Here is a 16015-nt window from a genome sequence, read left to right on the forward strand (position 1 = left end):
GCTTTGTGTGGGGGAGCGAGTCTGCCAAGCTTCCCGTGGGTGGGGCGGGCTTGCCCATCCCACCCGGCTTCTCGCCCCACCGCAGGCTCGTAGGGGACCCGCGCAAAGCAAGTTCGCCCAATCGAGGCCGCCCATCTTTTCCGCGAAGAGCCGGACCGATCAACCCGACCACGGCCCCAGGCGGCACCCCGCGACCACAAAGATGATCAACGCATGCTTCCGGCCCCCACTATCCATTCTAGCCACGGGGAACGACAGTTCCGGCCGAAGACAATCATGCCTGTGGACAACTCGGACACCCGACAAACGAGCGAGCGCCCTACTCCCCGCCACGCCGCTGCTCGAACAACGCGACCCCCACCGGCGGCAACCCCACCACACTCGCCATCAGGTCGCAGAACGCCTCCCCGTGCGGCGCCAACCCGCCGGTCGGCGTCCACGACGCCCGCAACTCCAGGTCATCCGTCCGCGCGGGTCCCGCGATGTCCCCGAACCGCGCCGACGAGGTGTCCGTCACCGTCCCCCCCAGCGCCGTGAACTCCGCCCCCGACGCCGCCAGCGCGTCCGTCAGCCACGACCAGCCCACACTCGGCAGCAGCGGGTCGTCCGCCAGCTCCGCGTCCAGCTCCGCGCGCACGTACGCGACCACCCGCAGGACCCCGTCCCACGCTTCCTGCCCCTGCGGGTCGTGCAACAGGATCAGTCTGCCCGTGGCCTGCACCTCGGCCGGGCCCAGCGCCTCCGCGGTCAGGGCGAAGGCCCAGGGGGCGAGTCTCTGCGGGGGGCGGACCTCGGCCAACTGGAGTTCCGGGCGGGGTCGCAGCGACTTCAGCGCCTGTACGGCCTGGGTGAACAGCTCAGGCGCGGTCGACGTTCCGGTCACGACTGGTAACTGTAGGACCACCCGAGTCGGTGAGCGGGGAGGGCGCGCCGAGCTTTTGGGAGCGCTTTGCGGCACCCTCGGTGTGGGGGAGGGGCGCACCGGTCCACGGTGCGCATGGGAGCATGGGGGAGCGATGACTGATCTGATCACGCAGGTCGCCGCCAGGCGGGACCTGTCAACGGCACCTTTCCTCGTCGCCGCGCGGGGAGGGGCACCCGAGCGGGTGCCCGTCTGGTTCATGCGGCAGGCCGGGCGCTCGCTGCCGGAGTACCGCGAGCTGCGCAAGGGCACCCGGATGCTCGACGCGTGCTTCGACCCGGCGATGGTCGCCGAGATCACCCTCCAGCCGGTGCGCAGGCACGGCGTGGACGCGGCGATCCTGTTCAGCGACATCGTGGTGCCGTTGGTGGCGGCCGGTGTCGACCTCGACATCGTCGCGGGCACGGGTCCGGTCGTGGCCGCGCCGGTCCGCGACGCGGCGGCGGTGAAAGCGCTCCCCGCGCTGGACGCCCAGCAGGTCGACAAGGTCGCCGACGCGGTCCGCCTGCTGACGGCCGAGCTCGGCGAGACGCCGCTCATCGGCTTCGCGGGCGCCCCGTTCACCCTGGCGTCCTACCTGGTCGAGGGCGGTCCGAGCCGCAACCACGAGCTGACCAAGGCGCTCATGTACGCCGAGCCCGACACCTGGCACGCCCTGCTCGACCACCTCGCCGACACCGCGCTGACCTTCCTGCGGGCGCAGATCGCCGCCGGGGTCGACGCCGTGCAGCTGTTCGACTCGTGGGCGGGCGCGCTGTCGCTGCGGGACTACCGCGAGTTCGTCCTCCCGCACTCGACCAAGGTGCTCAGCGGCCTGGCCGACGCGGGCGTCCCGCGCATCCACTTCGGCGTCGGCACCGGCCACCTGCTGGCCGCCATGCGCGAGGCGGGCACGGACGTCGTGGGCGTCGACTGGCGCACCCCGCTCGACGTGGCCGCCAAGGCCGTCCCGGGCTCCGCGCTCCAGGGCAACCTCGACCCGGCCACCCTGTTCGCGGGCGACGACGTCATCCGCCGCGAGGTCAGCCGCATCGTCGACGAGGGCCGCGCGGCCCCCGCGCACGTCTTCAACCTCGGGCACGGCGTGCTGCCGGAGACCGACCCGGACGTGATCACCCGTACGGTCGACTTCATCCACACCAGGTGACCCCTCCGCGCGTGGCCGTCGTGGGTGGCGGCATCTCCGGCCTCACCGCCGCCCACCGCCTGCGCGTCCTCCTGGGCGCCGACGCGCGCATCACCGTCGTCGAGCAGACCGACCGGCTCGGCGGCAAGATCCGCACCGCCGAGGTCGCGGGCAGGCGCTACGACGTCGGCGCCGAGGCGTACCTGGTGCGCCGCCCCGAGGTCACCGCCCTGCTCGACGAACTCGGCATCACCGGCGTCGCGCACCCCACCGCCGCCCGCTCCACGGTCCGCGCGGGCGGCGTCACCCGCCCCATCCCGGGCGGCACGGTCATGGGCGTCCCCGCCGACCCGGCCGCGGTGAAAGACCTGCTCAGCGACGCCGGCCTGCGCCGGGTCGCCGCCGAGGCCGCGCTGCCGCCCGTCGACCTCGACGGCGACGCCCCCCTCGGCGCCCTGCTCCGCGACCGCTTCGGCGACGAGCTCCCGGACCGGCTCGTCGACCCTCTCCTCGGCGGCGTCTACGCGGGCGGCGTCGACGGGCTCGGCCTGCGCGCCACCCTCCCCGCCATCGCGGGCGCGCTCGACGCGGGCGCCCGCACCCTCACCGAGGCCGCCGCCAAGGCCCTGCCGAAGCCCACGAGCCGACCCGTCTTCGGCACCCTCGCCGGGGGCCTGTCCGCCCTCGTCGACCGCCTCGCCGGGTCCGCCGACGTCCGCCTCGGCACCACCGTCCGCGCACTGGCCCGCACCGAGCACGGCTGGCGGCTCACCCTCGGCGCCAACGCCCCCGCGCACGCCCCGGCCGACCCGGTGCTCGACGTCGACGCCGTGGTCCTCGCCGTGCCCGCGCCCGCCGCCCGCAAGCTCCTCGCCGACGTGGCCCCGGTCGCCGCCGCCGCGTACGGCCGCGTCGAGGTCGCCTCCATGGCCGTCGTCGCGCTCGCGCTGCCCGAGGGCACCGAGCTGCCCGGCACGTCCGGGGTCCTGCTCGGCGCGCGCGAACGCCGCCTCGACGGCACCCCGTTCGCGGTCAAGGCGTTCACCTTCTCCGCGTCCAAGTGGGCGCACCTCGGCGGCGAGACCGTCGTCGTGCGCGGCTCGGTCGGCCGCCACCGCGACCCCGGCGCCCTGCGCGCCGACGACGACGAACTCGTCCGCCTGGTCCGCGCCGACCTCGTCGAGCTGACCGGGGTCACCGCGCCCCCGGTCGACGCGCTGGTCACCCGATGGGGTGGCGGTCTGCCCCAGTACGCGGCGGGCCACGCCGACCTGGTCGACGAGATCGAGCGCGCGGTCGACGCGCTGCCCGGTCTGGCCGTGGCGGGCGCGACCCTGCACGGCGTCGGCATCCCCGCGTGCATCGGCACCGGCGAGGCGGCCGCCCGGCGTGTCGCCGCACACGTGCGCGCCCCCGCCACCGGGTGAGGGTGGGAGCATGGGCGGCATGGCCCGCCTGAACTACAACGAGCTCAACGACACCATCCGCTACACGATGTGGTCGGTCTTCCGGATCGAGCCGGGCAGGCTGCCCGAAGACCGGGGCACCGCCGCCACCGAGACCACCGAGTTCCTCGACGCGCTGGAGGCCAAGGGCGTCACCGTGCGCGGGGTCTACGACGTCGCGGGCCTGCGCGCGGACGCGGACTACATGATCTGGTGGCACGCGGAGGCCATCGAGCAGGTGCAGGCCGCCTACACCGCGTTCCGCCGCACCGCGCTGGGCCGCGCGTCCACCCCGGTGTGGAGCCAGGTCGCGCTGCACCGGCCCGCCGAGTTCAACCGCAGCCACATCCCCGCGTTCCTCGCGGGCGAGGAGGCGCGCAAGTACATCTGCGTGTACCCGTTCGTCCGCTCCTACGAGTGGTACCTGCTGCCCGACGACGAGCGCCGCAAGATGCTCGCCGACCACGGCAAGGAGGCCCGCGACTACCCGGACGTGCGCGCCAACACCGTCGCGTCCTTCGCGCTCGGCGACTACGAGTGGATCCTCGCCTTCGAGGCCGACGAGCTGCACCGCATCGTCGACCTGATGCGGCACCTGCGCGGCACCGAGGCGCGGCTGCACGTGCGCGAGGAGATCCCGTTCTACACCGGCACGAAGGTGCCGCCCGCCGAGCTGGTCGCCAACCTGCCGTGAGGTTCGTCGGCGACGAGCGGGTCGTGCGCCCGCTATGAGGCTCGTCGGCGACGAGGACGTCATCGCGGGCCCGTTCCGGGTGGCGCTGGCCGCCGCCCGGTGCGTCGGCGAGGTCACCGAGGCCGCGGCGGAGTTGTTGCGGCAGCGGGGAACCGAGCCCGGTCCGGTCACTGTGGACGTTCGGCACGCGGTCGAGTCGTTCCGCAGCGAGCAGCACCTGCGCGTCGACGGCGAGGTGCCCGGCGACCTGTGGGCGCCGCTGACCGGCGACTACCGGGCCGCCGACGGCTGGGTCCGGGTGCACTGCAACTACCCGCACCACGAGGCCGCCGTGAAGGCCGTGCTCGGCGAGGACGTCGCGGCGGGCGCCGCGGTCCGGTCGGCCGAGGACGTCGTCGAGGCGGTGATCGACGCGGGTGGCGCGGCATCGTGGTTGCGCGCACCCGAGGAGTGGGCCGCGCACCCGCAGGGCCGCGCGGTCGCGGCGGAGCCTTTGGTTGCCGTGGAACGGATCGCCGACGCCCCGGCGCGCCCGCTGCCGCGCGCCGACCGGCCGCTCGCGGGTGTGCGGGTGCTGGAGTTGACGCACGTGCTCGCCGGACCGGTCTGCGGCCGGACCCTGGCCGCGCACGGCGCGGACGTCCTGCACATCGGCGCCGCGCACCTGCCGACCATGTGGCCCGCCGTGGTGGACACGAGCTTCGGCAAGCGCACCGCGCACCTGGACCTGCGCACCGACCCGGCCCGGGACCGGCTGCGCGAGCTGCTGGCCGACGCGGACGTCATGGTGCAGTCGTTCCGCGCGGACTCGCTGGCCGCCAAGGGTTTCGGTCCGGTGGATCTGCCGCCCGGCGCGGTCCTGGTCACGCTGAACGCTTACGGCCACACCGGCCCGTGGCGCACCCGCCGCGGCTTCGACAGCCTGCTGCAACTCGCCACCGGCATCGCCTATCGGGGCGACGGTGCCAAGCCGGTCCCGCTGCCCGTCCAGGCGCTCGACCACGCGGCGGGCTGGCTGGCGGCCCTCGGCACCATCCAGGCGCTGCACCGCCGCGCCACCGAGGGCGGGACCTGGCACGTCCGCGTCTCCCTCGCCCGCACCGCGCTCTGGCTGGACTCGTTGGGGCGCGTCGACTCCACCGATTCGCCGGACCCGGTTGACGCCTACCTGTCAGAAATGGACAGTCCATTGGGGAGTGTCCGGCACATCCGGATCCCCGGCGGCCTTCCTGGCGCGCCCCCGCGCTGGGGCCACGGTCCGCGCGTTCCCGGTTCCGACGAACCGACTTGGTGACAGCGCACGACCGGCCCCCGGGAATCCCGGGGGCCGGTCATGTGCCAACCGATCTCTACCGCTTGGTCAGCAGGTAGGCCTTGATGATCGTCTGCTGGACCGTGCCGCCGCGCGAGTCCTCGGCGGTGGCGCGCAGCGACACCGAGGTCGCGCCGCGCGGGTGGTCCAGCTGGACCTCGGACTTGTCCTTGACCCGTGCCCGCTGCCAGGTCTTGCCCTCGTCGTAGGAGACCTCGACGTCGAGCCTGCGGGCCCGGCCCTGGCTGCCGTCTTCCAGCCGCAGCGCCACGGGAACGGTGAACTTCCCGGTCGGTGCCGCGTTGTTCGCGTCCAACCTCGGGGAGAACCGCACCACCGACAGCTTGATCGGCTCCGGGGCGGGTCCCGCCTGCGACCGGAACGTCCACGCCGCCGAGACCCGGGTGCTCACCTCGTACTCCGGTGCCCGGGTCGCGCTCGCCTCCAGCCGGAACTCGCCCGACGCGTCGCCGATGGGGAGCGCGGCGCCGAGTTCATTGCCGCTGCCCAGCTCGCGATCACCCTGGAACAGCGCGAGTCTCGCCGTACTGGTCTCCGTGAAGCCGATGTTGTCGCCGCCGTCGCCGAACAGCGAGACGACCGCCACCAGGTTCCCGCCGATCCGCTGGACGCGGGTCTCCGCCTGGTCGAACGCGGGGCCGAACACCGCCACGTTGGTCCGCTGCCGGTAGGTGTGGCCCCCGCGCGGGACGAACGCCTTGCCGTAGAACTGGGCGTTGTGCGACGCCGCGCCGATCAGCAGCGTGTCCGCCGACCACGTCTGGCCGGTCGCGGCGATCTGGTCGGTGTACTCGTCGCCCGGGGCGAGGTACCCGATTCCGGCCGAGCCCCCGCCTGCCTGGCCCGCCCTCGCCGCGAACACCCGGACCGTCTGGGTGTCGGGGATCCGCTTGCCGATCGTGGTCTTGATCGTCGCCAGGTCCCTGGCCGCGACCGACTCGCGCAGGCCGTGCGGGAGGTCGCCCGCGCCGGAGTACGCGACGAACCGCGACTGCGTGGCGTCGGCGTAGCGGGCCACCAGCTGCCATTTCACGTCCTGGACGGTGCCCCGGGACCCGATCTGGCCGGTGCGCAGGCCGCCCAGGTCGGCGACACCGAGCGCGTTGCCCTGGCCGCTGCCGCTGGGGCTGGTGGCGTCGAAGGCGATGAGCCCGCCCGCGGACGGCACCTCCGGGTCCGGCAGCCGGATGTCGACCGGACCCGCGTCCCGCCGGGTGTCCACGTCCAGGGTCGTCGCCTTGTCCACCACGACCGAGGGGGCCGTGATCAGCGCGGTCGTCTCATCCCCGAAGTACACGTTGGTGATGAAGTACTCGCCCTTGGGCAGCCGGGTGCGCGCCGTGCCGGTCGCGTCGGCGAGCGCCTCGGTGTGGTAGCCGTCGGCCACACCCCACGCGAACCCGATCCAGATGCCGTTGGCCGCGTCGACGCCGCTGTAGCGCACGGTCACGTCGTAGGCCTCGGACTCGCGTTCGACGGCCACCGGCGTGGCCAGGGCCTGCCCGCCCCCGGTCGCCGTCACGAAGCCGCTGAAGAGCCCGTCGACGGTGCCGATCCGGGTGTCGGCGGTGATCCGCACCGACGCGGTGCCGCCCGCCGGGACCGCCACCGTGGTCGCGGACAAGGTGACCACGCCCGCGGGCGCGGGCTTGCCGTCCGGCCCCTTGACGTCCAGCGCCAGGTCCAGGGTCACCGCGGCTGAGGAGCTGTTGCGGTAGGTGATGTCCTTGCTGACCGGCGCGTCGTCGTCGTGCGGCCAGAGCTGCGTGCCCAGGCTCGCCGTGGACGGCGAGGCCGTCAGGGTCTGGGTGAGGGCCTTGGCCACGTCGACGCGTCCCGCGCCCTGCTGGAACACCCCCTGCGCCGGGTTCGGCTTGGCCGAGGCGGTCAGCAGGGCCTTGAGCTGCGCGCCGGTCCAGTCCGGGTGGGCCTGGGCGAGCAGCGCGGCGGCGCCCGCGACGTGCGGGGTGGCCATGGAGGTGCCGGACATCGACACGTACCCGGGCTCGGCTGGCTCGCCGATGGTGCCGTTGGCGGCCTTGGCGGCCACGATGCCCGAGCCCGGCGCGGTGATCTCCGGCTTGATCGAGCCGTCGAGCGTCGGGCCCCGGCTCGAGAAGAAGGAGATGCTGTCGTCGCGCTCGACGGAGCCGACGGTCAACGCGGACGGGGCGCTGCCGGGCGAGCCGATGCTGCGGGGGCGTGGGCCGGAGTTGCCCGCCGCGACCACGAACAGCGCGCCCTTCTCCGCAGACAACCGCTCGACGGCCTCCTCGATCACGTCGACCTCGGGCGTGTCCGAGGCGCCCAGGCTCAGGTTGACGACGTCCGCGCCCTGCGCCACCGCCCACTCGATACCGGCCAGCACCCAGGAGTCCCGACCGCCGCCCGCGCCGAGGACCTTGGCGTCGAGGATCTTCGCGCCGTTGGCCACGCCCCGGTACTTGGCGCCGCCACCGGCGATGATCGAGGCCACGTGCGTGCCGTGGCCGACCCGGTCGACCTGGTCCTCGTCGGTGAAGTTGGCTTGCGCGACCTCACGGCCCGCCAGGTCCGGGTGGGTCTCGTCGACGCCGGTGTCGACGACCGCGACCTTGACGCCGGTTCCGGTGAGCCCGGCCTGCCAGGCGGCCGGGGCGCCGATCTGGGCGGTGCTGCGGTCGAGGTCGGGTGTGCGCTTGGCGTCGAGCCACAGCTTCCCGCCGGGCGCGACCAGGCTCTGCCACGAGTTCGGCAGCGCGGCCTTGTCCGCCGACAGCGCGCGGGCGTCGACCGCGGTGAAGTCGCGGGTCTCGCGGACACCGGCGGCGCGGGTCGCGGGGCCGGTCTGGATCAGCGGTAGGTCTGCGCTCCGCTCGTCGTAGCCCGCGTCGACCAGGGCGTCCACGTCGAACAACCGGCGGTCGAGGGCGCCGGAGCGCAGCAGCGGCACGGCGTCGACCGGGACGACCAGGGTGTGGCCGTCGGCGGTGGTCGTGTAGTGGCGGACCCGCTCGCGGCCCTTGGCGGGCACGAACAGTGGCCGCCTCCCGTGGCCGGGTACGACGACCCGGTCGCCGGTGACCAGCGTGACCACCGGCCCCTTGACGTCTGCGGCGAGCGGGGAGCCCGCCGTGGCGGGCTCGGCGGCGGCCGTGCCGGTCGCCGTGCTGATCAGGCCGAGGACTAGTGCCGCGGTCGAGGCGACCGCGATGGTGCGTCTAGGCATGAGACCCCCGTCGGAGAATCCGATTCTGGGCAAAGGGGAGTGCGGAAGGGGCGCGTGATTCCACCCGTTTCGACAATCCCCCAGTGGCCACGAAACTAGCCGGCGCCGTTGCCCGGTAGCAATCCGCCAATTGGATGTCCGGTCGGCGAAAAACCGACCCGTTCGGATGTTCGGCGCGGCGTGTTTTTCGCCTACTGGGAATGGTGATCACGAGCTGGTAAGGATTTCAAGACCTGGTCCCATCGAATTACTTGGCGGCTTCTGGGAGAACGGGAGATGTCCGCGGCCGCGACATTCGTGCCCGGAGTTCCGGCGATTTTCAAGCGGTGGTGAAACACGGTCGGGCCCCGGGGAACCCCGGAGCCCGGCCGCGTTCGAGCCGATCTCTACCGCTTGGTCAGCAGGTAGGCCTTGATGATCGTCTGCTGGACCGTGCCGCCGCGTGCGTCTTCGGCGGTGGCGCGCAGGGACACCGAGGTGGCGCCCTTCGGGTGGTCCAGCAGGACTTCGGACTTGTCCTTGACCCGTGCTCGCTGCCAGGTCTTGCCTTCGTCGTAGGAGACCTCGACGTCGAGCCTACGGGCCTTGCCGTGGCTGCCGTCCTCCAGTTGCAGCGCGACGGGGACGGTGAACCGGCCCGTCGGCGCGGCGTTGTTCGCGTCCAACTTCGGTGTGAACCGGACAACGGACAACCGGATGGGGTCCGGTTCCGGGTTCGTGGTGGGCTGGGACCGGAACGTCCACGCCGCCGACACCCGGGTGCTCACCTCGTACTCGGGTGCCCGGGTCGCGGTCGCCTCCAGTCGGAACTCGCCGGACGCGTCGCCGATCGGCAGGACACCGCCGAGGTCGGGGGTGCTGCCCAGTTCGCGGTCACCCTGGGACAGCGTGAGCTTGGCGGAGGTCGTGTCGGTGTAGCCGACGTTCCCCGCGCCGTCGCCGAACAGCGGGGTGTCCGCGCCGAGCAGACCGTTCCACCGGCTGACGAACGGGTACTTCGACGGCGCGAAGGCGGGGCCGAACACGGCCACGTTCGCCCGGAACCGGTAGGTGTGCCCGCCCTTCGGCGTGAAGGCCGTCCCGGCGAACTGGGCGAAGTGGGCGGCGTCGGGACTCGCGCTGAGCAGGGTGTTGTCCGAGGTCCACCACTGTCCGTCGCCCGTGTTGACCTGCTCGGTGAACTCGGACCCCGCGGCCTCGTAGGCGTCCCCGAGGAACGCCGAGTCCGACCCGGTGGGACCGACCGAGAAACCGCGGGTCACCAGCGTGTCCGGCAACCGCTTGCCGATCGAGGTCTTGATCGTCGCCTGGTCCTTGGCCCGCACGGTGCCGCGGAACCCGCGCGGGACCTCGCCGTCGCGGAAGAACGCGGAGAACCACTTGTGCGTGTCGTCGGCGTGCGCGGCGAGCAGACCCCAGCGCAGCCGTTCGGCCGAGACCCGGGGCCCGATCTGCCCGATGCGCAGCGACGCCAGGTCGGTGGTGCGGACCCCGACGCCGAAGATGCCCGTGCCGTCGGCGCTCTCGGACTCGAACGCCGTGGAGGCGAGGCCGAGGGGCACCGCCGGGTCCGGGGTGCGGACGTCGAGCGGCCCGGTGGCCCTGCGGACGTCCACGTCCACGGTCTCCGTCCGCACGACCGCGGTGGCGGGCGCGGAGATCATCGCGCTGACCCGTTGCCCGGCGGCGTCGAGGTTGAGGTGGGCGAGGAAGTACTCGCCCTTGGGCAACCGCAGGCGCAGCACGCCGTGCTCGTCCGGGCTGTCGCCGAGGTAGAGCTGCTGCTCGTGGTTCCACACGATGGAGACCCAGTTGCCGTCGGACTTCCCGGCGGCGTCGCGGTAGCGCAGGGTCAGGTCGTAGCTCTCGATCTCGCGCTCGACCGCGACCGGGGTGCGCAGCGCCTGCCCGCCGCCGGTGGCGGTCACGCCGCCGCCGTAGGCGCCGTCGAGGGTGCCGATCCGGGTGTCCGCGGTGATCCGCACCGACGCGGTACCGCCCGCCGGGATGGTGACCTTGGTGGCGGACAACGAGAACTGACCCGCCGGTGCCGGTTTGCCGTCCGGACCGTTGATGTCCAGGCCGAGGTCGAGGGTCACCGCGGCGGCGGAACCGTTGCGGTAGACCAGTTCCTTCGTGACGGGGGTGTCGTCGTTGTGCGGCCAGAGCTGCGTGCCCAGGTTCAGCGCCACCGGAGTGCTGGTCAGGGTCTGGGTGAGTGCCTTGGCCACGTCCACGCGGCCCGCGCCCTGGTCGAACGGGCCCGCGGCCGGGGTCGGCTTGGCCGAGGCGGTCAGCACCGCCTTGAGTTGCGCGCCCGTCCAGTCCGGGTGCGCTTGGGCGAGCAGCGCGGCGGCGCCCGCCACGTGCGGGGCGGCCATGGAGGTACCGGACATCCGCACGTAGCCCGGCTCGACCGGGTCGCCGAGGAAACCGTTGGCGGCCTTGGCGGCCACGATGCCCGAGCCCGGCGCGGTGATCTCCGGCTTGAGCGCGCCCTCCAGCGCGGGGCCCCGGCTGGAGAACCGGGAGACGCTGTCGTCGCGCTCGACGGAGCCGACGGTCAACGCGGACGGGGCGCTGCCGGGGGAGCCGATCGTGCGCGCTATCGGGCCCGAGTTGCCCGCCGAGACCACGAACAGCGTGCCCTTCTCCGCCGACAACCGCTCGACGGCCTCCTCGATCACGTCCAGTCCGGGCGCGTCCGTGGTGCCGAGGCTCATGTTCACGATGTCCGCGCCCTGCGCGACGGCCCACTCGACGCCCGCGAGCACCGACGAGTCCGAACCGCCGGTCTGGCCGAGGACCTTCGCGTCGAGGATCTTCGCGCCGTTGGCCACGCCCCGGTACTTGGCGCCGCCGCCCGCGATCGTCGACGCCACGTGCGTGCCGTGGCCGACCCGGTCGACCTGGTCCTCGTCGGGGACGAAGTTCGCCTGGGCGATCTCACGACCGGCCAGATCGGGGTGCGTCTCGTCGACGCCGGTGTCGACGACGGCGACCTTGACGCCGGTTCCGGTGAGCCCGGCCTGCCACGCCGCCGGGGCGCCGATCTGCGCGGTGCTGCGGTCGAGGTCGGCCGTGCGCTTGGCGTCGAGCCACAGCTTCCCGCCGGGCGCGACGAGGTTGCGCCAGCCGGTGGGCAGCGCGGCCTTGTCGGCGGAGAGGGCGCGGGCGTCGACGGTGGTGAAGTCGAGGGTCTCCCGCACGCCCGCCGCGCGGGTGCTCGGCCCGGTCTGGATCAGCGGCAGGTCCGCGCGCCGCTCGTCGTAGCCGGACTCGGCCAGGGCGTCCACGTCGAACAACCGGCGGTCGAGCGCGCCGGAGCGCAGCAGCGGCACCGCGTCGATCGGGATCACCAGGGTGTGGCCGTTGGCGGTGGTGGTGTAGTGGCCGACGTGCTCGCGGCCCTTGGTGGGCAGCACGAGCGGTCGCCTGCCGTGCCCCGGCACGACGACCCGGTCGCCGGTGACGAGCGTGACGATCGGCCGGTTGGCGGCCTGGGTATCGGTGTTGGGCACGGGTTCGGCGGCGGCCGTGGCGGCCGCCGTGCTGATCAAGCCGAGGACTAGTGCCGCGGTCGAGACGGCCGCGGTCGTGCGTCTGGGCATGTGACCCCCGGTCGGAGAATCCGATTCTGGGCAGGGGGGAGCGCGAAAGGGCGTGTGATTTCCCCCCGTTTCCGCAATCCCCCCGGTGGGCACGAAGCTAGCCACCGGCGTCGCTTGGGAGCAATCCGCCAATTGGATGTCCGGCCGGCGAAAAACCGACCTGTCCAGCGTAGTGGGCCTAAGGCTATGTGCAGGGGTTCACTTACTGGGAGCGTTACATGATCCCCTGAAGACGTTTCCGTATCAATTCCATGACTTCGTGTCGGCGAGTTGTTCGGCGCCGGGGGACATTGGTAGTCGTCGGTTGCGCCATTTGTCCCCGGCACCCTGCCCGCCGCCTACCGGCGGTGGAACGGGGGGCGGCACCTACCGCTTGGTCAGCAGGTAGGCCTTGATGATCGTCTGCTGGACCGTGCCGCCGCGTGCGTCTTCGGCGGTGGCGCGCAGGGACACCGAGGTGGCGCCCTTCGGGTGGTCCAGCAGGACTTCGGACTTGTTGTGCACCCGTGCTCGTTGCCAGGTTTTGCCTTCGTCGTAGGAGACCTCGACGTCGAGCCTGCGGGCCTTGCCGTGGCTGCCGTCCTCCAGTTGCAGCGCCACGGGAACGGTGAACTTCCCGGTCGGCGCCGCGTTGTCGGCGTTCAGGTTCGGCTTGAACCGGACGGCGGCGAGCTTGATGGGCTCCTGGTCGGCCCCGGGCCGCGACGTGAAGGTCCACTCCGCCGACACCCGGGTGCTCACCTCGAACTCCGGTGCCCGGGTCGCGGTCGCCGTCAGCCGGAACTCGCCCGCCGCGTTCCCGATGGGCAGCACGGATTCCACGAGGTCGCCGCCGCTGCCCAACTCGCGGTCACCCTGGTACAGCGTGACCTTCGCCGAAGTCGTCTCGACGAACGCGACGTTGTCCGCGCCGTCGTTGAACAGCGGGGTGGCCACCACGAGCGACCCGTCCCGGCGCGCGAACCACGGCTCGAACTGGGCGCCGAACCCGGGGCCGAACACGGCCACGTTCGCCCGCTCCCGGTACGTGCGGCCCTTCTTCGGGACGAACTGCGAACCGTAGAACTGGTTCAGCCGGGACTGCCCGTCGACCACCAGGTTGTTCGAGGTCCACCGCGCGCCGCCGGTGGTGACCTGGTCGGTGAACTCGGTTCCCTCGACGGCGTGGCTGATCCCGAAGCCCGGGTCGTCCGGGCGCGTGCTCGCGGACAGTTCGCGGATCACGCGCGAGCCCGGCAGCGACTTGCCGATCGTGGTCTTGATCGTCGCCTGGTCCTCGGCCCGCACGGTCCCCCGGAACCCGCGCGGGACCTCGCCTTCGCGGAAGAACGCGGAGTACCACGAGTGCGTGGCGTCGGTGTGCGCGGTGAGCAGCGACCAGGTCAGCCGCTCGGCCGAGACCCGGGGACCGATCTGGCCGATGCGCAGCGACGAGAGGTCGTCCTTGCCGATCCCGGTGCCGAATCCGCCACCGCCGGGGGCCCGGGAGACGAAGCTGATCGAGGCGTAGCCGAGCGGCACCGCCGGGTCCGGGGTGCGGACCTCGATCGGCCCGGCGTTCTTCCGCACGTCGACCTCCTGGGTCGTCGCCCTGGTCACCGCGACGGTCGGGGCGGTGATCACCGCCTTGGCCACCTGCTGGGTGCCGTCCGCCGCGAAGTTGACGTGGGTGAGGAAGTACTCGCCCTTCGGCACGCGCAGGCGCGCCACACCGGTCTCGTCCGCGTAGACCTGGGCGGTGTACCAGGTGACGGGGTTGATCGCGGTGGTCAGCCAGTTGTCGTCCGCCGCGCCGGTGGCGTCGCGGTAGCGCAGGGTCAGGTCGTAGCTCTCGGACTCGCGTTCCACCGCGACCGGGGTGCGCAGTGCCTGCCCGCTTGCCGTCGCCGTCACGACGCCGCTGAAAAGCCCGTCAGCGGTGCCGATCCGGGTGTCGGCGGTGATCCGCACCGACGCGGTACCGCCGGCCGGGACCGTGACCTTGTCCGCTGACAACGCGAACAGGTCCGCCGGTGCGGGTTTCCCGTCCGGTCCCTTGACGTCCAGGCCGAGGTCGAGCGTCACGTCGGCGGCGGAACCGTTGCGGTAGGCCAGTTCCTTGGTCACCGGGGTATCGTCGTTGTGCGGCCACAGCTGGGTACCGAGGCTGACCGCGGATGGCGTCGTAGTCAGGGTTTGGGTGAGTGCCTTGGTCACGTCCACGCGACCCGCGCCCTGGTCGAACGGACCCGCGGTCGGGTTCGGCTTCGCCGAGGCGGTCAGCACCGCTTTCAGTTGCGCTCCAGTCCAATCCGGGTGCGCCTGCGCCAACAACGCCGCCGCACCCGCCACGTGCGGGGCCGCCATCGAGGTGCCGGACAGCGCGACGTACCCGGGCTCGACCTGGTCGCCGATACGTCCCTGCGCGGCCTTGGCGGCCACGATGCCCGCGCCGGGCGCGGTGATCTCCGGTTTGATCGAGCCGTCCGGGCCGGGACCGCGGCTGGAGAACCGGGAGACGCTGTCGTCGCGGTCGACGGAGCCGACGGTCAGCGCCGAGGGGGCGCTGCCGGGGGAGCCGATCGCGTGCGCGGTCGGGCCCGAGTTGCCCGCCGAGACGACGAACAGCACACCCTTCTCCGCCGACAGGCGCTCGACTGCCTCTTCGAGGACGTCGAGCCCCGGGGTGTCGGTGGCGCCGAGACTCATGTTGATGATGTCGGCGCCCTGCGCGACGGCCCACTCGATGCCCGCGAGCACCGACGAGTCCGAGCCGCCGATCGGGCCGAGGACCTTGGCGTCGAGGATCTTCGCGCCGTTGGCCACGCCCCGGTACTTGGCGCCGCCGCCCGCGATGATCGAGGCGACGTGGGTGCCGTGGCCGACCCGGTCGACCTGGTCCTCGTCGGTGAAGTTGGCCTGGGCGATCTCGCGGCCCGCGAGGTCGGGGTGGGTCTCGTCGACGCCGGTGTCGACGACCGCGACTTTGATGCCCGCACCGGTGAGCCCGGCCTGCCAGGCGGCGGGGGCGCCGATCTGGGCGGTGCTGCGGTCGAGGTCGGGGGTGCGTTTGGTGTCGAGCCACAGTTTCCCGCCGGGGGCGACGAGGTTGCGCCAACTGGTGGGCAGCGCGGCCTTGTCGGCGGAGAGGGCGCGGGCGTCGACGGTGGTGAGGTCGCGGGTCTCGCGGACACCGGCGGCGCGGGTGCTCGGGCCGGTCTGGATGAGGGGGAGGTCCGCGCGCCGCTCGTCGTAGCCGGACTCGGCGAGGGTGTCCACGTCGAACAGCCGCTGGTCGAGCGCGCCGGAGCGCAGCAGCGGTAGGGCGTCGATCGGGATCACCAGGGTGTGGCCGTTGGCGGAGCTGGTGAGGTGGTCGACGTGTTCGCGGCCCTTGGCGGGCAGGAACAGCGGTCGCCGTCCCTTGGGTGGCACGACGACCTGGTCACCGGTGACCAGCGTGACGAGCGACCGGTGCGCGGTCTGGGTCGTGGTTGTCGGCGCGGGCTCGGCGGCGGCGGTGGTCGCGGCCAGCGAGCCGAGGATCATGGCCGCGGTCGAGACGGCCGCGGTGGTGCGTCTGGGCATGTGACCCCCGGGTCTGCGGAATCCGATTCCGGAATGCGAAAGCGGAACATTTACGCGGTTCGCGATTTCTCGGTGGCAAGAAGTTAGCCATCTCCGTTGCCCGGCCGCA

8 protein-coding genes are annotated in these 16015 nt (G+C 72.8%); 4 read left to right on the forward strand and 4 right to left on the reverse strand.

Annotated features, from left to right (window positions below; translation table 11 throughout):
- Nucleotides 1–319: 319 nt before the first annotated feature.
- A complete protein-coding gene (locus CLV40_RS26715; protein WP_104481752.1) occupies nucleotides 320–883 on the reverse strand; it encodes a DUF3000 domain-containing protein in 564 nt (187 codons plus the stop codon).
- Nucleotides 884–1016: 133 nt separating this feature from the next.
- Between CLV40_RS26715 and hemE the strand changes: the two genes are divergently transcribed.
- Genes hemE through CLV40_RS26735 form a run of 4 tightly spaced genes read left to right on the forward strand, consistent with a single transcriptional unit; the run spans nucleotide 1017 to nucleotide 5481 of the window.
- The gene (gene hemE, locus CLV40_RS26720; protein WP_104481753.1) at nucleotides 1017–2069 is read left to right on the forward strand and encodes a uroporphyrinogen decarboxylase; all 1053 of its coding nucleotides are present in this window, start codon (nucleotides 1017–1019) and stop codon (nucleotides 2067–2069) included.
- The gene (hemG, locus tag CLV40_RS26725) at nucleotides 2066–3475 is read left to right on the forward strand and encodes a protoporphyrinogen oxidase (RefSeq protein WP_104481754.1); all 1410 of its coding nucleotides are present in this window, start codon (nucleotides 2066–2068) and stop codon (nucleotides 3473–3475) included. The genes hemE and hemG overlap by 4 nt, the downstream gene beginning before the upstream one ends.
- 19 nt (nucleotides 3476–3494) lie before the next feature.
- Nucleotides 3495–4187 carry a hydrogen peroxide-dependent heme synthase gene (gene hemQ, locus CLV40_RS26730; protein WP_104481816.1) on the forward strand — a complete coding sequence of 231 codons (693 nt, stop codon included), beginning with the start codon at nucleotides 3495–3497 and terminating at the stop codon, nucleotides 4185–4187.
- Nucleotides 4188–4221: 34 nt separating this feature from the next.
- On the forward strand, nucleotides 4222–5481 hold the full coding sequence (locus CLV40_RS26735) for a CoA transferase (RefSeq protein ID WP_104481755.1): 1260 nt from the start codon (nucleotides 4222–4224) through the stop codon (nucleotides 5479–5481).
- A gap of 55 nt (nucleotides 5482–5536) precedes the next feature.
- Here CLV40_RS26735 and CLV40_RS26740 read toward each other — a convergent pair whose 3' ends face one another.
- The 3 genes from CLV40_RS26740 to CLV40_RS26750 form a co-directional block, all read right to left on the reverse strand.
- Complete coding sequence (locus tag CLV40_RS26740; protein ID WP_104481756.1) at nucleotides 5537–8728, reverse strand: S8 family serine peptidase; 3192 nt, start codon at nucleotides 8726–8728, stop codon at nucleotides 5537–5539.
- 386 nt (nucleotides 8729–9114) lie between these two features.
- Nucleotides 9115–12339: a S8 family serine peptidase gene (locus CLV40_RS26745; protein ID WP_104481757.1), complete on the reverse strand. Its 3225-nt coding sequence runs from the start codon at nucleotides 12337–12339 to the stop codon at nucleotides 9115–9117.
- A 366-nt stretch (nucleotides 12340–12705) separates the two neighbouring features.
- Complete coding sequence (locus tag CLV40_RS26750; RefSeq protein WP_104481758.1) at nucleotides 12706–15906, reverse strand: S8 family serine peptidase; 3201 nt, start codon at nucleotides 15904–15906, stop codon at nucleotides 12706–12708.
- Nucleotides 15907–16015: the final 109 nt, after the last annotated feature.

Source organism: Actinokineospora auranticolor, from assembly GCF_002934265.1.
Classification (GTDB): Bacteria; Actinomycetota; Actinomycetes; order Mycobacteriales; family Pseudonocardiaceae; genus Actinokineospora; species Actinokineospora auranticolor.

Excerpts from the sequence above, each read along its gene's own strand:
- CLV40_RS26750 (WP_104481758.1), bottom strand. The coding sequence starts at position 15,906 with ATGCCCAGACGCACCACCGCGGCCGTCTCGACCGCGGCCATGATCCTC.
- hemQ (WP_104481816.1), top strand. The coding sequence starts at position 3,495 with ATGGCCCGCCTGAACTACAACGAGCTCAACGACACCATCCGCTACACG.
- CLV40_RS26740 (WP_104481756.1), bottom strand. The coding sequence starts at position 8,728 with ATGCCTAGACGCACCATCGCGGTCGCCTCGACCGCGGCACTAGTCCTC.
- hemE (WP_104481753.1), top strand. The coding sequence starts at position 1,017 with ATGACTGATCTGATCACGCAGGTCGCCGCCAGGCGGGACCTGTCAACG.
- CLV40_RS26735 (WP_104481755.1), top strand. The coding sequence starts at position 4,222 with ATGAGGCTCGTCGGCGACGAGGACGTCATCGCGGGCCCGTTCCGGGTG.
- CLV40_RS26745 (WP_104481757.1), bottom strand. The coding sequence starts at position 12,339 with ATGCCCAGACGCACGACCGCGGCCGTCTCGACCGCGGCACTAGTCCTC.